Genomic DNA, 18,068 nt, shown 5'->3' on the forward strand with positions numbered 1-18,068 from the left:
TCCATAGATTGTTAGATTGGGTTTTATAGTCATGTTATGTGTCCACACGGAGTATGTGTATAGCTTAGATATTACAAAAAATTCTTGAATTCAATGCTTTGGTAACGGACACCCTTTTAATTTGTCAGATTTCTCCAGATTGTTCACTTTTCAACGCTATTACAATTATATATCATTTAGCACTAAATTTACACATATTCATTCGATGAATATGATTTAGTTTCCAATAAGATGTGTGCAACTTTATTGATAACGTGTTGATTCACGCCTGCTTCAAATCCATGCAAGTATTGATTCAATAGACATTTTCCATAAGTTATAAGAAATTAACAAAAATTATGTAATCGTCGAGAGAAAATTTACTTGAAATGTGTATACAGAATGCACATACCTATCAAAGGTACGATTGAGTTTATGTAAAATTGAATGGATCAATGATAATACTCTTTATTAGTGATATGATGTATGTGAATGATTAAATCAAGTGTTAAACTTATGGTCGAAATTGATGAGTTGTGATGTATCAGTATTATGGGGTGATGATATGCCGATTCCTAAATATTATGAGATGTACAGAACCTTTTTAGAAATACTACAGGATTCCCAAGACCATGAATTATCTGAGATTAAGAAATCAATCACAATGAAAATGAGTATTACTGAAGATGAGATGTCCCTCGTTCTACCAAGTGGAAAACAAAAAATATTTGACAATCGTATCGGTTGGGCCAGAACATATTTAAAGAAAGCAGGATTGATTGAAAGCCATTCAAGAGGTGTGTTTAATATTACAAGTGAAGGAGCTAGTCTTCTAAGTAATTATATTGGTGAAATTACTGATGATTATCTTATGAAGTATGATAGTTTTAAGGAGTTCAAAAAACCAGCGCTTATCAACGGAACTAGTAAGGTAGACTTAGTAGAGATAGATGAAAAAACTCCGGAAGAGGTAATGGATGGAGCTTTCTCATCAATTCACAAGAAGCTATCCGATGAATTGCTATCAGAAATCATGAAGCAAACTCCTGCATTTTTTGAGTATTTGGTGGTTGAGTTGCTTAATAAGATGGGCTATGGTGGTCAAATAGAAGGCTCTGGGAATGTTGTAGGTAAGTCAGGCGATGAAGGTATAGATGGAATCATTAGGGAGGACAAATTGGGTTTTAATAACATCTATATTCAGGCAAAAAGGTGGGGTTTAGATAGTACAATTGGTAGACCGGAGATACAAAAATTCGTTGGTGCTGTATCTGGTCAAGGTGGATCTCGAGGATTGTTTATTACTACTGGAAAGTTTTCTAAGGAAGCTCTTGAGTTTTCAAATAAGCATTTAGCAACTAAAATAATTCTTGTTGATGGCACCAGATTAGCCGATTTGATGATTGAACATTGCCTAGGAGTATCTGTTCAGAATAAGTACGAGATTAAGAGGATTGATACTGATTATTTCAGTAGTGATAATTGAGGAAAAGTAATGAATCAATAGTTTGGTAGGTGTATTTATGAAAGATAAATCTCATTTTCTATATTCTGTAAATTCTCAGTTAGCATACAAAATTTCGCAAAAGTACTATAATATGTTTCATTACGTATGGTGTTCAACAAAATTTGATTTTGGTTATGATCAACCAGCTTCATCTAACCCAATGACTATAGCTAAAGACTTTTTAAGAGATATTAGAACTATGGATAGACACAGCTCTATTATTAATAATAATAAAATTGGGATTTTACGAGGAGCGAAATACAAAAGAGAAGAAAACATAATATCGTCGGAGCAGGAAGAAGAGATAATCGCTATTGTCAATGCGGCGAAATTTGAGAATTTTCTACCAATTGTCTATGTCATTCCATATGAATTAGTAAAAGATAGCATAACCTCAGTCGAAACAAAAGATAAAGCAGCTGACCATTCAATTGAATATAAAATTGAAACGCTTAATAGAGAGCAATTTGATAAGATAGACCTGGACAAATTAGCAATCGAATTTTTACTAAGAAAGGATGATGAGTTCAATTGAAAAGTTCTAGACGTGCGAGCATTAATCATCCCAGTCGATCTAAAATCACTATAAGGAAAAGAAGTATTAAATCAAATCACATAGAAACACTTAAGTCATTGGAATATGGAGACTTAATAGAGATTTCAAGCATTCACATTAATGAGCTGAAAGGCTCTAGTAAGGAAGATAAGAGTAAGCTATCACCGCAAGGAAAAAAATTACTTACAATTATTGAATCGAGCAAAAGTGAAAGATATAAGAACCTAATTAATGTTGAGGTAAGTTCAGCGCTAAAAAGAAAAATGAACAAAATCAGTGAAGAGCATGATGGCGAATCACTATTAGCAGAGTTGAGTAAAGTAGAATAGTTATATTATGTGGCTTAAGTAACTATAAAATATTATTTTTTGTGAAAATATACTACTCATTTTTAACTTGATTGAAGACAAGAGTGTTTAATATTGTAGAAATCGAAGAGGTACACAATGAATTCAATAAATTTATTTTCACTCACTAGAATTGTCAATAATAACCTATTTGTAAAGTATGAGAAAAAGTTATCTGGTAGAAAGTGTGATTTGGCGATTAGGGATTGGGAAAGGAAGAGTCTCGTTGATTTTGTAGAAATCATGCTAAACAACGGAGCCCAATATAGAGATTTAGGTAAATTCTATTATTCGTATGAAATACCTCAGATTGGGAAAGAATTCGATTTATTAAGAATTGATGATAATCTGGTAATAAATATCGAATTGAAAAGTCAGTATGTAGACGAGGAAAAAATTAAGTCGCAGTTAATTTCTAATAGATACTATCTATCGCATTTAGGAAAACCTCTATTCCAATTTGCCTATATTAGTGGTGATGACAAAATATATAGGTTAGTTGATAATAGTGTTACTAAGGATTCTATACACAGTGTAATAAAATTACTAGGTAGTATGGCAAATTGTTATAATACGGATATAAATTCATTGTTTAGGGTCTCTGATTTCCTAGTATCACCTCTAAATACACCAACAAAATTTTTATCAAAAGAATATTTTTTGACCTCACAACAACAAGATTTCAAAAAAAAATCCAACAGATATTTACCGATACTAATTTTAACTTTTTAGGGATTACAGGTGATCCAGGCACAGGAAAAACGCTTTTACTCTATGATATTGCACGAGATTGCGCGGATAATTGGAAGTGTTGTTTGGTTCATTGTGGAGTTTTAACCTCAGGACACACAGAGCTTAGTTTGAAAATAGCTAATCTTGATATTGTCTCTGCTAAAGAGATTAGTTCTACTTTCAATTTTTCGCAGTACAAGTATGTTTTCATAGATGAAAGTCATCGTTTTTATAAAAGCCAATTCGAGATTGTTGTTAAAAAGACTATCGAACAGAATCTATGGACTGTATTCTCCTACGATAAAAACCAAACATTATCTAAAGCCGAGAGAAAAGCTGACATTGCTACAGCAATTAGTAAATTACCAAATTACTCAGAGTTCAAGTTATCAAATAAGGTAAGATCAAACCCAGAGATAGCTTCATTTATCAGAAAACTTATGAATTTGCATGCTGGTGAATCATTTGAGTGTTATCCATCGGTGGATATTAGATATGCAAGAGACGAAGAAGAAGCTAAGTTATTCATAAATGAATTTAAGAGATTGAAGTACACATTTATAAACTATACTTCATCGCGTTATTGTAGATGTTCTCATGATGTATATAGATCACTTTATAATACTCATTATGTAATTGGCCAAGAGTTCGATAATGTACTAATGGTGATGGATAACATATTTAATTATAATAGTGAAGGTAAATTAGTCGGTAAAGAGCATCCAAATCCGGATTATATATATAGGCAATTGCTTTTCCAAGGATTAACACGAGTTCGAGAAAAGTTAGCGATAGTAGTTGTTAGAAATGATGAGTTATTTAGCAATATTCTAACAATTCTGAATTAATATAGGGAACAGCTAATAATGTGTAACGTATTACAATAACTTCAATCAATGAAATAAAAGCTTAAGTGGTTATTAGTGGTCTAAACAGTTAATCCTAGTAATATGAATTTGTATAATATATCGACTTTGCTTTATTTGCAAGGTCTTTTATTTTTATATAAACCACGTATTATTGTGTCGAATCTGGATGTCGAAACTTCTATTAAAAATATTCGCTTGTTCGATTTACAACTATTGACAGGCGCGATACAATAAAATAGAACATATGTTCAGGAACATAAGTTCTTGTAATGCGGAGGTGATGTCATGAAAACCTAGTAATACCAACGTGTTCAGACATGCGACTACAATGTAGCATAACAAGTATCCAAGAAATGGGATACCAAGAGGAACCAATGAAAGAATTAAGAAGCGACTACAGGCCTCAAGTCCATTACACCCAAGAACAAAAGACTAAGACGCCACATAAGGTGGAGCCGGAGCAGCCAATGCCAATCAAAGTCAAACCATACTTGCACCAGATTATCGGCTACAACTTAGCCTGCAGAATCCTCGGTATCTTTGAGGGAGGTGGTTAAGATCTCAAAAGAAGAAGCCAAATCAAAAGGCGTAGCACTTTTGATGGAATGAAATGGGCTGCGGCAAGACAATCACTACTATCGCAGTTTTAGGAAGAGCATACCTAAACAACAAGATAAAGCGAGCTCTCATCATAGCTCCTAAGTCCATCGTTGGAGTGTGGCAGGAGGAGTGCGTAAAATTCTCAAGTATTCCGTATCTACTACGAATCTTAACAGGAAGCAGCCTTCAGAAAGTGCAGCAACTGAAAACAATTTTCGGGGCTGGACTTCAAGTAGCAGTAGTCAACTACGACAGCGTACCACTAATCGAGGATGAGCTTCTTAAGTGGTCACCGGACTTCATCATAGCAGACGAGTCAACAAGGATTAAGAACCCAGGAGCCAAGACCAGCAAGGCAGTGCACCGAATTGCTAGGAAATGCAGATACAGGATGATCCTCACAGGGTCACCAGTAACTCGGAATCCACTGGACCTTTACTCACAGTACAAGATGCTGGATGAAAGCATCTTTGGAAGCTCCTTCTACGCATTCAAGAACCGGTATGCGACCCTTGGAACATTCCACCAACCTGTAGCTTATAAGAACATGCCAGAGCTCATAGAGAAGGCACACTCAATAGCCTACAGAGTAACAAAGGCGGACGCTCTGGACCTTCCAGAGACAATCGACGAGATACATCCCATAACACTCGAACCTAAATCACTAAGACAGTACAGAGAGTTTGTAAAGGACTCATACCTGGAATTATCCAAGGGCGAGGTAACAGCCACAAACATACTGACAAGGATCCTAAGGCTTCAGCAGATGACCGGAGGATTCATCAGGGCAGACGATGAAACAGAGAGATACGAGCAGGTATCAAGTGCCAAGCTTGAAGCTCTGGAAGATATCCTGGACTCAGTTCTAGAATCAGGAGAAAAGCTGGTTGTAATGGCCAGGTTCATCCCGGAGATAGAACAGATCAAAAAGCTCTTTGAAAACAGAATGGTCGGGCACGCTACTATCCACGGAAGTACAAGAGATAGGGCAGAAGAGATCCGGCGCTTCCAGGAGGACCCAGAATGCAGAGTCTTCTTGGGACAGATACAAACCGCGTCAATGGGGATAACCCTGACTGCAGCAAGCAACTGCGTCTTCTACAGTCTATCCTACAACTACGCAGACTACATTCAAGCAAAGGCCAGGATTCATAGGATTGGCCAGAAGAGCAAATGCGTGTACATTCACTTGATTGCTAAAGGAACTATCGACGAAACTGTACTTACTGCCCTCCAGAAGAAGGAGGATATCGCACACTCTATCGTGGACAACTGGAAGAACATCATCACATAAGGGGAGGGGAGGAACATAGAGAATGAGATTTTCAAACTATCTGACAAGCTAAAGGAGCTCAGAAGCGTAAAGAAGCAAGTGGAGGATGAACTAAAATTCATTAACAAAACAATCGATGAAACAGACCAGAGACTAACTGAACTAATGATTAGCAATGAGACACAGAGCTTCAATCGCAGCGGTACACTATTTTACCTTAACACCAAAATCTACGCATCCGCTGCTGGAGAGAAGAAAGAGGAGCTTTTTGAAGCCCTCAAGAAACAAGGGTATGGATCCCTTGTGGTTGAGACTGTCAACGCAAACAGTCTGTCTGCCTTCGTCAAAGAGCAGATATTAGAAAATGAGGATTTATTACCCAATTGGCTTGAAGGCAAAGTAAACGTATTCGAGAGGACCACAGTTGGGGTCAGGAAGGCTTAAAGCACCTGATGCAAAGAAACAAAGAAGCAAAGAAGCAAAGAAGCAAAGAAGCAAAGAAACGAAGAAAATAAGTGCATTGAAGCATTAATTATAGTGAGGAGGACATAAAGAATGAAAGAGAAAGAAAATGAAATCATGGTGCCAGTAACAAATGAGGGATTCCTGAAGCTAGTGGATGTAAACCTGGCAGATAACCTGAGTGAGGAGCTTGCAGGCATGGACCTGAGCTTTGAGAGAGTAAAGATACCTACAGGAGGATCAACAGTTTTTGAGATACCTGGTGATGATTCCAATGAAACAGTTACGGTTAGGTCCTTTAAGGCAGTCATCCTTTATCATCATCCAGTCCAGGCATTTTATAAGAGCAAGTATTCAGGAGGTAATCTTCCACCAGATTGTGGCAGCTATGATGGAATAAGTGGTCAAGGAGAACCAGGAGGAGCATGTTCATCTTGCCAGTACAATAAATTTGGAAGCGGAGAGAACGGCAGCAAAGCATGTAAAGAAAGGCGAAGGATATACCTTCTCACTGAAGGAAGCATACTTCCAGTGATCATAACTTTGCCAACAGGATCCATAAAGGAGTTCAACAGGTACGTCCTTAAACTCTATGGAAAGGGTCAGAAAACAGGAATGGTTGTTACTAAGTTCACTCTGAGAAAGGTCACAAACAGCGGAGGAATAGCTTATTCACAGGCTCAGTTCTCAGTTGATAGGAAGCTTACAGAAGAGGAGCTCAAAATAGTGGCGAAAGTTTCAGAGGATGTCAAATACCTTAGTGGCAAGATCAGCTACGAAGTTGATGGTGTCGACGATAATGAGAATCCATTCATAGACGTAGAAACAGGGGAGATTCTGGACAAATTCAGATAAGAGGAATTGTAACGGAGCAGGTTAGCTGCCTGCTCCTCCTATAAGGAGATAGCATGACAGACTACAAGTGTGTAAGGACACTGAAGGAATTAAAAGAATACATAGGAGACCGCATGATATTTTCCTTCGACATTGAGACCTCGCCTAATGATGAGCATAGAGGTGAGGAGCTTGCAGCTCTTGATCCCCACAAATCAAGCATCACCGGAGTGTCATTCAGTGTCAGCGAAGGAACTGGAATTTATGTGCCCCTTCGCCATGGTAGAGGAAACAACGTTACAAATATGCAGGATGTTGAATCCTATATTGCAAAAATACTGACGGACAAAAACAGGATAAAAATAGCGCATAACTTAGCCTTCGAAACAATGTTCTATTACCACCAAGGGACAGTGATCCAAGAGCCTTGCTACGATACCATAGCAGCTAGCCAGTTGACACTTAAGACAGAGACTGAGTTCAGAGAACTGAAGGACAGTGGACTTAAGAAACTGGTGCCAGAGATGTTTGGTATTGAGATGCCAAGCTTCGCTGATGTTACTGCAGGCAGGCACTTTGACGAGCTGGATCCAGATCACGATGAAACCATCAGTTATGCTTGTGCAGATTCAGACTACACTTTAAGGCTATACCACCTATTCAACGAGTGGTTCGATAAGTACATGCCAAGCCATAGATATATTGTGGAGAAGGTAGAATCGCCAACAGCAATCTTTGTCGGCATGATGAAGCATAACGGAATTCTGGTAGACATTGACCTGATGCTTGAGAAGAAGGCAGAGGCTGAAGAGAAGCTAAGCCAGTTGAGGCTAGAAATCTCGGATATGATCGGAGAGGTCAATCTAGGGCTTAATGCTGCAACGAAGGAGTTCAAGGACTTTCTGTACACGGAGCTGGAGCTCCCAGTTCTAAAGACCACTGAGAAGTTTAACGAGGCTGCAGACGACGAAGCTCTGATGCTCCTAGCAGACTGGAGCAAGGATAACAGACCGGAACTTGCACCACTATTTGATAAGACCATGGAGTTTAGGAAATGGGGAAAACTAAAGTCAACTTACATAGATGGCTACTTAACCCAGGTTAATGATGCCACCGGTAGGATACATCCTAACTTCTTTCAGTTAGGCACAGAGACAGGACGCTTCGCCAGCAGGAAACCTAACCTACAGAACATACCCAGAAAGGGCAATGACCGTGTGGGAGTGCGTAACTTCTTCAAGGCAGCTGATGGCTACAAGTTCTTGGACCTTGATTTTTCTCAGATTGAGCTAAGGGTCGGAGCATACTACTGCCGTGATGCTAAGATGCTTGAAACCTACAGTAATGGTGGAGACATTCACGCTCAAACTACATCGGTTATCTACAGCATACCGTTTGAGGAGGCTGTGGATACCGGACACAATGACTACAAGGAAAGACGAAGCATAGCCAAAAATTCTAATTTCGGAGTGTTTTATGGCCTTTATCCAAAGGGACTACAGCGTAACCTGCAGTTCAAAGCAGGGCTAATAAAGACCGAAGAAGAATGTGCCAAGATAATAAACAACCTGAAGTCAGGTTATCCTGGACTAACCAGGTGGCAGAATGACACAAAAAGAATGGCTAAGCACAAAAGATACAGTGAGACTGCCCTTGGCCGTAGAAGGTACCTAAAAGGCATCCTGAGTACTGAGTGGGGTGTCAGGTCCTATTGGGAGAGGTGCGCCTTAAACACGCCGATACAGGGCACAGCAGCAGATATACTTAAGCTCTCAATGAGTAGACTTATAGAAGGTCTAAACGAGAGACCTTACATCAGGCCGCTACTTACAATACACGACGAGCTTGTATTCGAAGTACCAGAGAATAAGGTACAAGAGGCATATAACTTCGTAAAAGACTGCATGGAGATAGTTCCTTTTGAGGGATTCGATGTGCCGATCGTAGCTGAAGGAGCCATAGGAGACCGATTTGGAAGCATGGAGGAGCTAGGATGATAGAACGTAAGAAATTCATAAAAGACCTTGAGAGCTACAAGTGTAGTATCCCAAAGCAAACATACAAAACCATAAGAGGACAAGCTCTTGCAGGAGACCTTGATGGAGCCATGAGAGGCTTACAGAAGGTCCTGGAGCGAGAAAGAACAATAGACATGGAGTTGATAAAATGGAACGCATAAATCTATACAATACGGAACACTACATAGATCCAACAGCATACGCTGCCCTGGTTAAGATTGAGAAGGAACGAAGATTCAAACCTGTGGTCTACATATGCTCACCATTCGCTGGCGATACTGCTACCAATGTTGAACGTGCCAGGAGATACAGCAGGTTCGCTGTGACTAAGGGTGTGATCCCAATAGCTCCTCACCTTCTGTTCCCTCAATTCATGGATGATAATCAACCTGAAGAAAGGGAAGATGCTCTCTTCATGGGAATAGTACTCCTTTCAAAGTGCAGGGAGATCTGGGTGTTTGGAAACAAACGCTCTCCCGGGATGGTGAAAGAGATTGAGAGAGCAGAACAAAAGAACATGAAGATCAGGTACTTCAATGATCTGTGTGAGGAGACAAACAGAATCGGTGAGAAGGTTGCAGGGGAGGGATACAATGGTCAATCAAGGGTTTTTAAGGGAAATATATAAAGGTTGTAAAGACGGGTATATAACACTGAATACTATCCCTGAAAAAGAAACTTTCTGGTTCAAGGTAAATGAGCTTGATAAGGCAGAGAAAAAAGCAGCAGAGCTTGGAAAGAAAACCAACACTTTCTTCGGAGTGAACCTACGAAAAAAGCAGCTTGGCTTAGGACTAAGAGGCAGTGATCATGATATCCATTCAGTTAATGTGCTCTATGCAGATATCGATGTAAAGGGAGCAGCTCATGCAGAGACTGCTCTCCCTGAAACTAGGGAAATTGCACTTCAGTTCATGGGTAGCCTTCCAGTGAAACCAAGCATAATTGTTTGGTCAGGAAATGGTATGCATGTATACTGGCTCCTCAATGAACCATTTATCATTAGTTCAAAGCAGGAAATGGAGCAGATCAAGGACATAGTTTCCAGCTGGGGTAAACACATCAATGAAAGAGCTAAGATCTTAGGGTGGAGAATCGATTCAGTATATGACATTGCAAGAATGCTAAGGTTTCCAGGAACACTAAATCACAAACTAGAGAATAAGACTGAATGCAAGGTCATAGAATCAAATGGAACAAGGTACAGTATCGATACCTTCAAGAAATACAGTTCAACACATAAGCCAGTTGAGGAACGAACATCAGTAAAAAGAACCTCCGAGGCTTCAGCAGAAAGGGTCACTGAGAAGTGTAGCTTCATAAGGCATTGCAGGGATAAAGCTAAAACCCTCCCAGAGCCATACTGGCATGCAATGATCAGCAACCTTTCGCTAACTAAAGATGGAGATGGAGTAGTTCACGAATACAGCAAGGACTATCCCAAATACGATAAGACTGAAACGGAGAAGAGAATCCGACGAGCACTGAAAGAAGATAAGCCACACACTTGCAGTTACGTACAAGAGACCCTAGGTTTCACCTGTAATCCAAAGTGCACAGTCAAAGCTCCCATAGTTCATGGTTCTCAGTCCATGGAGGAGCTGGTCAAAGAACTGGTTGCTAAAGAGAATGTAGACATAGACGAGGTGTTTTCAGAGCAGAATATTAAGGCTATGGCCTACGCTAAGAAAAGCCTACCTGCTGAGTATACGAAGTACAAGCAGAAACTAAAGAACAAGGTTAGCATCAGAGATTTTGAAAATGCACTCAAAGCTGCAAATAAAGAAGCAGGATTCGTAATGGATCCTGATGCTGACAAACCATTAAAACTTGATGGTATAGACCTAAGAGGAGCAATCCAACCACATGGATGGGATGTAACCTTGAAGAATGGTGTTAGAAAATATTCAACTACGAGCGGGGGGACAGTTGTATCAACAATATGTCCCTCGCCTATTGTCATCTCCAGGAAGTTTGAGAACATCGATGATAACTCTTCGAAGGTGGAGCTGGCATACTTTAACAACAGAAAATGGAAGCGAATAATAACTTCACCGTCCCAGGTCTTCAACAAGAATTCCATAATGAAATTTGCGGACAATGGCATACAAGTAAGCTCTGACTCATCAGGAGATCTTGTAAAGTATCTGTGGGATTATGACCTAAGGAATGCCGAAGGAATACCAATAACTAAGTCCATTTCTAGGATTGGTTGGTTTGATAAATGCAATCAATTCTATCCATTCGTAACAAAAGATGAAGTCATCTATGACAGCACCAGCAAGGAAGGAACAGACATAATGGCAGCTATGCACAAGGACGGCAGCTATGAGCTCTGGAAAGAGAACGTGCTAAAGGCGAGAGAGAACCCTATTGCTAGGTTTCTAATATCAGCATCTTTTGCATCACCATTACTTGAGCCACTGAAGCATAGGATCTTCTTTGTGCATATATGGCATGATTCAAAGAGTGGTAAGACTGCTGCAGTAAAGCTTGGCTTAAGTGTTTGGGGTGATCCAAAGGTGCTTCTGGCGAGTTTTAACGCTACATCAGTAGGTCTTGAGAGAATGGCAGGAGCGCTCAATAATCTACCCTTTGCCATCGATGAACTGCAAGTGCTGAATGATAGAAGAATATCAGCGGAGACAATAATCTATGGGCTATCCATGGGATTTGGTAGGTTAAGAGGAGCAAAAGAAGGTGGGCTTCAAGATAAAACCGAATGGAACAATATCGTAGTAACCACCGGTGAACAGCCTATTTCAAAGGAGAACTCCAACGATGGAGTCTTGTCCAGGGTCCTTGAACTTTATTCAAAACCTGTGGATGATGAAGACTTCGCTCATGAACTCCACATAATAAGCGAGAATAACTTCGGTTATGGTGGAGAGGAATATCTTCGCCACATTCTTTTGAATTATGGTAAAGGCAAGAACCAGCTAAAAGACGAATACACAAAGCTTCGAGATGACATTAGCTCATATTACCACCAGAAAGAAAAGAGTAAAGCAAATAGTCAGCTTGATAATGTGGCTGTAGTTTGCCTCGGTGATTATCTGTCATCAGTCGCAGTGTTTGGAATATCTATCGATGAAGCATGGAATCAAGCGGTCCTATTGGGATATGCTGCTCTCACTAACAATAGGCAACTGGAAAAAGTGGATACAATAGAGAGAGCTTGGGAGTATGTTGAAGGCTGGCTTGTGAGCAATACCGCCAGATTTACAAACGATACGCAAGTTACATATGGCATCTGCAACGGCTCAACTTACTACATAATTCCAGCATTTTTAAGGGCTGCGTTGGAGGAAGTAGGGTTCGATTACAGCAAAGTGATCAGAGGTTTTAAGGACAGAGGGTATATCACCACGCGCAAGGATGCAAAAGGGAACACCAGGATGCAGTATCAAAAAAGAATCAATGGAAAATCGTGCAAAGTCATTGAGATTCAATTGGATCCGAGTGAAGAAAATGCAGTTCCACTCATCGTAAAAACTGAAAAATAACCACAGAATGTTACCGTTGTTTCCTTTGTTTCCATGTTTTTCCGGACACATAAGTATATATATGTATGATTAGATAAAACGTACGTGTAATTTAATGTGCTCCTATACGAGGTGTGTGTACACATAAAATGAGGTAACAGAGGAAACATATATATAATAATAAAGGATAATTAATAATATATGTTAGAAAAACAGGTCGTGGCGAAAATCCTTAAATACCTTAAGTCTCAACCTAAATGCTTCTGTTGGAAGGAGCATGGTGGTATGTACGGAACTACTGGAATCCCTGACATCATCTGTTGTTACAGAGGAAACTTTGTGGCCTTTGAAGTTAAAACAGAGAAGGGAAGACTAACCAAACTGCAGTCAGTTTCTCTTGAAAAGATAAATGAGGCTGGCGGCAAAGCTTACAAAGTTACAAGTTTGGATGAAGTGAGAGCAATCTTGAAAAACTTGGAGGAATGCGAATGGATGTGAAAAAATATTTGAGTCAAGCGTACTTTCTGGACCAGAAGATCAACATGAAGCTGAGTCAGAAAGAAGAGTTGAAAGCTAGAACAATGCGAATAACATCAAGTCTTAGAGAAGATCGGGTAAGTTCGAGTAAACAGAAAAGTCCAATGGAGAATACCATTGTGAAGATGGTGATGCTTGAACAAGAAATAAATAGGGATATCGACAAGCTTTATGAACTAAAGAACGAGATGGAGTTATTCGTCCTAGAGATTGAAGATCCGCTTCATAGGGCAATAATTGACTTCAGGTATATCAAGAACAAACAATGGGATGAAATCTCAGAGTTGCTTGGATACCATGTAAGATGGATTTTGAAACTTCATAATCGAGCGTTGAGTGAGGCTGAGAAGGTGCTGGAGAAGCATATTCGTGTATCAAACACTGTGAATGCCATTCTTACTGAAAACGAGACAATGAGAAATAGTGTTTGAATAAAACTGGACACTAAGAGGACACTAAAAGACACCCCAAGCTGTGATAATATGTAATTGTGAAAGAATTTAAATAAGCCTTGAGAGTAATCTCAGGGCTTTATTTTTGGGGAAGAAGTCTCATTTGTGAGTTAACAAGCAAAACTGGACACTAAGAGGACACTAAAAGACACTCCAAGCTGTGATAATATGTAATTGTGAAAGAATTTAAATAAGCCTTGAGAGTAATCTCAGGGCTTTAACTTTAGGGAGGAAGCTGTATGCCAAGGAAAACAATGAAGCCCTGTAAGCAGCCTGGTTGTCCGCTGCTCACTGCAGGCAAGTACTGCGATGTTCATGCCAAGCAGTCTGCAGCAACCGTGCTAAGCTCAACAGACAAAGGCTATGATGGCAGGTGGCGTAAGGTTAAGAAGAAGTACCTTGAGTCACACCCTCTGTGTGTAAGGTGCATGCAGGTTGGGTCACTGACCAAGGCAACTGTGGTTGATCACATCATACCTCATCGAGGTGATATGATCCTCTTCTGGGATGAGACCAACTGGCAACCATTATGCACTCGGTGTCACAATCGAAAAACGCGAGTAGAAGATATGCATATTTTATACAAATACTGAAATCGTTACATGAGGGGTAGGGGGTTGAAAACCCTTGGGGCTCAATGGGTTTCGAACGCGCGTTCCCAACGCGTGAATTTTCGCGAAATTTCATAAGGGGGGTATCGCAAAATGGTGTTGGAATTAACCTTAAGCCTTGTGGTACAAGACATTTGAAATTTGAAGTTTTGCGTAATAGTTCAAGATAAAAACCCTATGTTAGGACGCTAAGGTGAGCTCAGAAGTGAGCCAACCGAGGCGTTTTTTGTTTCTGGTGAGGTGAAGAACATGACTGATGAAGAACGACAAAAGATAACTGAACTAAGGGTAAATGGCTTCGGATACAAGGCAATCGCAGCAGCAATGGGAATGAACCGGAACAATGTGCGAAGCTTCTGCCAGAGGCATGGCATTGGTGGCAGTTCGGTTGTTGTGACATTGAACCTTGAGGAACAGAAGAATTCATCCCTGATCTGCAGGCACTGCAATAAAAAGCTTACTCAGTCATCAACTGGGAGAAAGCGTAAGTTCTGCTCGGAAGTGTGTCGTCGGAACTGGTGGCAGCTCCACCCAGCGTACCGGAAGCCTAAGGAGACAGCATTCAAGAAGATAACCTGTGGCCACTGCGGAACTGAATTTGAGAGCTATGGAAGCTCTGACAGAAAGTACTGCAGCCATAACTGTTATATCAAATCTAGATTTTGGAGAGATGAGAATGGAGTTTAAGAAACTAAGAATAGATGAGCTAATACCAGCCAGTTACAATCCCAGGAAGAAGCTGAAGCCTGGTGACAGTGAGTTTGAAAAAATCAAGAATAGCATAAAGGAGTTCGGTTATGTTGACCCTGTGATAGTCAATAAAGACAGGACAGTCATTGGTGGCCATCAAAGGATCTCGGTTCTTAAGACTCTCGGAGTCGAGGAGATTGATTGCGTGGTCATCGACATAGATAAGACAAAGGAGAAGGCACTTAATGTAGCTTTGAATAAGGTATCAGGTTTCTGGGATGAGAGCCTACTCGCTGATCTTCTCAAGGACCTTGAAGGTCTCGATTATGATCTTAAGTTCACTGGATTCGATCCACCAGAGATAGATGAGCTGTTTACTAAGCTCCACGACAAAGATGTCAAAGATGATGACTATGATGTGACTAAGGCTCTGGAGGAAGCAACATTTGTTAAGCTTGGAGAGGTTTGGCAGTTAGGTAGGCATAGGATCATGTGTGGAGATGCCACCAAGCCAGAAGATGTAGCTAAGCTAATGGATGGGAAGACAGCGAACCTTGTAGTTACGGACCCGCCTTACAATATCTCTTACGAAGGCTCCAATGGACTGAAGATTGAGAACGACAGCATGCAGGACAAAGATTTCTTTGAATTCCTACTCTCCGCATTTAAGAACATGACTTCCCACCTTGAACCGGGTGGATCAGCATATGTATTCCATGCAGACACTGAAGGTTTGAATTTCAGAAAAGCTTTCATCGAAGCAGGATTTCATTTAAGCGGAGTATGTATATGGGCAAAGAACACATTCACATTAGGACGATCACCATATCAGTGGGGACATGAACCAGTCATCTATGGATGGACTAAAGGTGGTAAGCACCGGTGGTACAGCGACAGGTCACAGAGCACCATCTGGAATTATGATAAACCTAAGAAGAACGACATCCATTGCACTATGAAACCAATCCCACTTCTATGCTATCCAATTAAGAACAGCTCACAGGTCAATGGTATTGTCCTTGATACTTTCTCAGGTAGTGGAAGTACAATAATTGCTTGTGAGCAGACTGACCGTGTAGGGTACGGGATGGAGGTTGATCCCAAGTACGCATCAGTAACAATCAAGCGATTTATCGAGGCTACCGGATCAGATAATGAGGTGTTCCTCCTGAAGGATGGTAATAAGATCAAGTTCTCCGAAGTTGTAAAAGAACTGCCAGGTAAGTCATGAATTAACTTGCTATAACCTGTGTTTAGAGTGATATATACACTACCAAGAAAACACAGGAGGTATTGAAAATGGACAAGAAGGAAGTTATCAAGGCAGTTGAGGAGAAGCTGGGAACAAAGGCTAAGTACAAAGGAGCTCCAACCTTCAGCTACGAAATTACAGACGGGAAGACAACCTACACGATCACAAGATCCGGAGAGGTTCTTGATTCTAATGGGGTGGAGGGATTCCTTGAGAGCATACTGAACAGCGAATCAGGTGAGGATGAGATAACATTCACAGAGCGAGAGCTTATGGGTGAGAGTCCAGCAACTCAGAAGGGAGCAATTGTGATTAGTCTCCAAGGCCACACCGGAGCAACGATTCGGAACCTTATCAACATGCTCACCAGCAAGCAGAAGCTTCTGGCTCTTGCCCTGGGCCTTGACTGGCAGCCTGTTGGGGCCGGTGTTGCCGAAGAACTGGCAGAGGCCAAGGTAACGGATCTGAAGGAACTTGAAGCGAACCTGGAGCCTTTAGGGCCCCGTTTTAAGGGCTTCCAAATCAATCTAAGTGGGCCAGCTCCCATTGCAGAATTTAGCATGGATGGTATCAGCGAGGCTAAAGTCAAAGCACTGAGAGAAGTCTTAAAGGCTGCAGCGAACCAGGCCAGGCAACAGAAGTATGCTTCATACAAAGCCTCACAGGATGACAACCCAAAGTACGCACTGAGAGTATGGTTAATCAGGTTAGGGCTCAACGGCGCTGAGCACAAGGAAACTAGAGCAGCTATTCTTAAAGGCCTTGAAGGCAACTCAGCCTTTAGAGGAGTAGAACCAAAGATAGAGAAATAGACATAGAATAGATTGGAGCCTTCGGGCTCTTTTCTTATTGGAGGGAGGTGATTAACATGGCGACAAGAGGAAGAAAGCCCAAGCCAACTGCTATAAAGGTCCTGGAAGGAAATCCAGGAAAGCGAGCACTAAACGAATATGAACCAAAACCAGATAAGAAGATGCCCAAGTGTCCTGTGTGGCTTGATGCTGAAGCCAAGAAGGAATGGCGAAGGACAGGTAAGCTTCTTGAGACCATGGGAGTCCTCTCTGAAGTGGATATGGCAGCCTTCGCTGGATACTGTCAGGCCTATGCCAGGTGGAAGGAAGCAGAGGAGTTCATAACCAAGCATGGAACCATAGTAAAGACTCCTTCAGGCTATTGGCAGCAGGTACCACAGGTTTCAATAGCTCAGACTTACCTTAAGATAATGAATAGGTTCTGTGAGCAGTTTGGCCTTACTCCTTCAGCGAGGAGTAGAATCGTCACTGACAAGCCACTAGAGAGTGACGATCCAATGGAGCTCCTTCTTCTAAAGGGAGGTGCTGGAGATTGACATATGTGATCATTGAAAGAGAGTCCTATATTACAGGCTACACCAGAAATGGTGTGGCTTTTACTTTTGATAAGGCGGATTACGATAAGGTCAGAAAGCACAGCTGGCACCTATCAAAGAAGGGGTACATTTCAACCAAGAGAAAAGGTATGGTTGTTCCACTTCACAAGGTGATCCTTAAATATCCATCCTGGATGGAAGTGGATCATATCTCAAGGGACAGGCTAGACAACAGGAGAACCAACCTAAGAGTGTGTAGCCATCAGGAGAACTGCTTCAATCAGAGCCTCAAGAAGACAAACACCTCAGGGTACATTGGAGTAAGTAAGGCCAAGCGTGAGAATGCCTTTGAAGCATACATACATCTCTGTGGGAGGAAGTACCACATAGGGACCTTCGAAGATTCTAGGCTGGCAGCTAAGGTTAGGGACAATGCAGCATTAATGTTATTTGGTGAGTTTGCTTCTCTCAATTTTCCAAAAGAATGCGGTGAGATAACTGACTAACAAGAAAAGC

At 40.9% G+C, this 18,068-nt stretch carries 20 protein-coding genes; all 20 read left to right on the forward strand.

The features are described from left to right. Nucleotides 1-508 precede the first annotated feature (508 nt). The gene (locus tag J2Z34_RS13875) at nucleotides 509-1,465 is read left to right on the forward strand and encodes a restriction endonuclease (protein ID WP_245250779.1); all 957 of its coding nucleotides are present in this window, start codon (nucleotides 509-511) and stop codon (nucleotides 1,463-1,465) included. Nucleotides 1,466-1,502: 37 nt separating this feature from the next. Further along, the gene (locus tag J2Z34_RS13880) at nucleotides 1,503-2,021 is read left to right on the forward strand and encodes a hypothetical protein (protein WP_209460464.1); all 519 of its coding nucleotides are present in this window, start codon (nucleotides 1,503-1,505) and stop codon (nucleotides 2,019-2,021) included. Nucleotides 2,022-2,119: 98 nt separating this feature from the next. After that, complete coding sequence (locus J2Z34_RS13885; protein ID WP_209460465.1) at nucleotides 2,120-2,371, forward strand: hypothetical protein; 252 nt, start codon at nucleotides 2,120-2,122, stop codon at nucleotides 2,369-2,371. A 117-nt stretch (nucleotides 2,372-2,488) separates the two neighbouring features. Beyond that, the gene (locus J2Z34_RS13890; protein ID WP_209460466.1) at nucleotides 2,489-3,121 is read left to right on the forward strand and encodes a hypothetical protein; all 633 of its coding nucleotides are present in this window, start codon (nucleotides 2,489-2,491) and stop codon (nucleotides 3,119-3,121) included. Between the two features lie 2 nt (nucleotides 3,122-3,123). Next, nucleotides 3,124-3,969: an ATP-binding protein gene (locus J2Z34_RS13895; RefSeq protein WP_342453190.1), complete on the forward strand. Its 846-nt coding sequence runs from the start codon at nucleotides 3,124-3,126 to the stop codon at nucleotides 3,967-3,969. A 631-nt stretch (nucleotides 3,970-4,600) separates the two neighbouring features. Beyond that, nucleotides 4,601-5,884, forward strand: a complete 1,284-nt coding sequence (locus J2Z34_RS13900; protein ID WP_209460467.1) for a DEAD/DEAH box helicase — start codon at nucleotides 4,601-4,603, stop codon at nucleotides 5,882-5,884. 27 nt (nucleotides 5,885-5,911) lie between these two features. Continuing rightward, nucleotides 5,912-6,307 carry a gp33 family protein gene (locus tag J2Z34_RS13905; protein WP_425348051.1) on the forward strand — a complete coding sequence of 132 codons (396 nt, stop codon included), beginning with the start codon at nucleotides 5,912-5,914 and terminating at the stop codon, nucleotides 6,305-6,307. Nucleotides 6,308-6,418: 111 nt separating this feature from the next. After that, nucleotides 6,419-7,180 carry a hypothetical protein gene (locus J2Z34_RS13910; RefSeq protein ID WP_209460468.1) on the forward strand — a complete coding sequence of 254 codons (762 nt, stop codon included), beginning with the start codon at nucleotides 6,419-6,421 and terminating at the stop codon, nucleotides 7,178-7,180. A 53-nt stretch (nucleotides 7,181-7,233) separates the two neighbouring features. Continuing rightward, nucleotides 7,234-9,156 (forward strand): bifunctional 3'-5' exonuclease/DNA polymerase, encoded by a 1,923-nt coding sequence (locus tag J2Z34_RS13915; RefSeq protein ID WP_209460469.1) that lies wholly within the window; start codon nucleotides 7,234-7,236, stop codon nucleotides 9,154-9,156. Continuing rightward, nucleotides 9,153-9,338 (forward strand): hypothetical protein, encoded by a 186-nt coding sequence (locus J2Z34_RS13920; RefSeq protein ID WP_209460470.1) that lies wholly within the window; start codon nucleotides 9,153-9,155, stop codon nucleotides 9,336-9,338. The genes J2Z34_RS13915 and J2Z34_RS13920 overlap by 4 nt, the downstream gene beginning before the upstream one ends. After that, nucleotides 9,326-9,805 (forward strand): DUF7768 domain-containing protein, encoded by a 480-nt coding sequence (locus tag J2Z34_RS13925; protein ID WP_245250780.1) that lies wholly within the window; start codon nucleotides 9,326-9,328, stop codon nucleotides 9,803-9,805. The genes J2Z34_RS13920 and J2Z34_RS13925 overlap by 13 nt, the downstream gene beginning before the upstream one ends. Next, complete coding sequence (locus tag J2Z34_RS13930; RefSeq protein WP_209460471.1) at nucleotides 9,771-12,683, forward strand: DUF927 domain-containing protein; 2,913 nt, start codon at nucleotides 9,771-9,773, stop codon at nucleotides 12,681-12,683. The genes J2Z34_RS13925 and J2Z34_RS13930 overlap by 35 nt, the downstream gene beginning before the upstream one ends. 264 nt (nucleotides 12,684-12,947) lie before the next feature. Next, a complete protein-coding gene (locus J2Z34_RS13935; protein ID WP_245250782.1) occupies nucleotides 12,948-13,160 on the forward strand; it encodes a VRR-NUC domain-containing protein in 213 nt (70 codons plus the stop codon). Beyond that, nucleotides 13,151-13,630 carry an RNA polymerase subunit sigma-24 gene (locus J2Z34_RS13940; RefSeq protein WP_209460473.1) on the forward strand — a complete coding sequence of 160 codons (480 nt, stop codon included), beginning with the start codon at nucleotides 13,151-13,153 and terminating at the stop codon, nucleotides 13,628-13,630. Before J2Z34_RS13935 ends, J2Z34_RS13940 begins: the two co-directional genes overlap by 10 nt. Before the next feature lie 449 nt (nucleotides 13,631-14,079). Next, a complete protein-coding gene (locus tag J2Z34_RS17900) occupies nucleotides 14,080-14,244 on the forward strand; it encodes an HNH endonuclease (protein WP_342453191.1) in 165 nt (54 codons plus the stop codon). A 267-nt stretch (nucleotides 14,245-14,511) separates the two neighbouring features. Then, the gene (locus J2Z34_RS13950) at nucleotides 14,512-14,949 is read left to right on the forward strand and encodes a sigma-70 region 4 domain-containing protein (protein ID WP_209460475.1); all 438 of its coding nucleotides are present in this window, start codon (nucleotides 14,512-14,514) and stop codon (nucleotides 14,947-14,949) included. Next, nucleotides 14,939-16,183 carry a site-specific DNA-methyltransferase gene (locus tag J2Z34_RS13955; protein ID WP_209460476.1) on the forward strand — a complete coding sequence of 415 codons (1,245 nt, stop codon included), beginning with the start codon at nucleotides 14,939-14,941 and terminating at the stop codon, nucleotides 16,181-16,183. Before J2Z34_RS13950 ends, J2Z34_RS13955 begins: the two co-directional genes overlap by 11 nt. 68 nt (nucleotides 16,184-16,251) lie before the next feature. Further along, nucleotides 16,252-17,016, forward strand: coding sequence for a hypothetical protein (locus tag J2Z34_RS13960; protein WP_209460477.1), 765 nt, complete (start codon nucleotides 16,252-16,254; stop codon nucleotides 17,014-17,016). Nucleotides 17,017-17,072: 56 nt separating this feature from the next. Then, nucleotides 17,073-17,552, forward strand: coding sequence for a phage terminase small subunit P27 family (locus J2Z34_RS13965; protein WP_209460478.1), 480 nt, complete (start codon nucleotides 17,073-17,075; stop codon nucleotides 17,550-17,552). Nucleotides 17,553-17,557: 5 nt separating this feature from the next. Next, nucleotides 17,558-18,058, forward strand: a complete 501-nt coding sequence (locus J2Z34_RS13970; RefSeq protein WP_342453192.1) for an HNH endonuclease — start codon at nucleotides 17,558-17,560, stop codon at nucleotides 18,056-18,058. The last annotated feature ends 10 nt before the right edge of the window (nucleotides 18,059-18,068 follow it).

Source organism: Youngiibacter multivorans, from assembly GCF_017873395.1.
Taxonomy (GTDB): domain Bacteria; phylum Bacillota; class Clostridia; order Clostridiales; family Clostridiaceae; genus Youngiibacter; species Youngiibacter multivorans.

Excerpts from the sequence above, each read along its gene's own strand:
- J2Z34_RS13965 (WP_209460478.1), top strand. The coding sequence starts at position 17,073 with ATGGCGACAAGAGGAAGAAAGCCCAAGCCAACTGCTATAAAGGTCCTG.
- J2Z34_RS13940 (WP_209460473.1), top strand. The coding sequence starts at position 13,151 with ATGGATGTGAAAAAATATTTGAGTCAAGCGTACTTTCTGGACCAGAAG.
- J2Z34_RS13925 (WP_245250780.1), top strand. The coding sequence starts at position 9,326 with ATGGAACGCATAAATCTATACAATACGGAACACTACATAGATCCAACA.
- J2Z34_RS13910 (WP_209460468.1), top strand. The coding sequence starts at position 6,419 with ATGAAAGAGAAAGAAAATGAAATCATGGTGCCAGTAACAAATGAGGGA.
- J2Z34_RS17900 (WP_342453191.1), top strand. The coding sequence starts at position 14,080 with ATGCAGGTTGGGTCACTGACCAAGGCAACTGTGGTTGATCACATCATA.
- J2Z34_RS13890 (WP_209460466.1), top strand. The coding sequence starts at position 2,489 with ATGAATTCAATAAATTTATTTTCACTCACTAGAATTGTCAATAATAAC.
- J2Z34_RS13930 (WP_209460471.1), top strand. The coding sequence starts at position 9,771 with ATGGTCAATCAAGGGTTTTTAAGGGAAATATATAAAGGTTGTAAAGAC.
- J2Z34_RS13955 (WP_209460476.1), top strand. The coding sequence starts at position 14,939 with ATGGAGTTTAAGAAACTAAGAATAGATGAGCTAATACCAGCCAGTTAC.
- J2Z34_RS13875 (WP_245250779.1), top strand. The coding sequence starts at position 509 with ATGAGTTGTGATGTATCAGTATTATGGGGTGATGATATGCCGATTCCT.
- J2Z34_RS13915 (WP_209460469.1), top strand. The coding sequence starts at position 7,234 with ATGACAGACTACAAGTGTGTAAGGACACTGAAGGAATTAAAAGAATAC.
- J2Z34_RS13920 (WP_209460470.1), top strand. The coding sequence starts at position 9,153 with ATGATAGAACGTAAGAAATTCATAAAAGACCTTGAGAGCTACAAGTGT.
- J2Z34_RS13880 (WP_209460464.1), top strand. The coding sequence starts at position 1,503 with ATGAAAGATAAATCTCATTTTCTATATTCTGTAAATTCTCAGTTAGCA.
- J2Z34_RS13950 (WP_209460475.1), top strand. The coding sequence starts at position 14,512 with ATGACTGATGAAGAACGACAAAAGATAACTGAACTAAGGGTAAATGGC.
- J2Z34_RS13960 (WP_209460477.1), top strand. The coding sequence starts at position 16,252 with ATGGACAAGAAGGAAGTTATCAAGGCAGTTGAGGAGAAGCTGGGAACA.
- J2Z34_RS13935 (WP_245250782.1), top strand. The coding sequence starts at position 12,948 with ATGTACGGAACTACTGGAATCCCTGACATCATCTGTTGTTACAGAGGA.
- J2Z34_RS13900 (WP_209460467.1), top strand. The coding sequence starts at position 4,601 with ATGGGCTGCGGCAAGACAATCACTACTATCGCAGTTTTAGGAAGAGCA.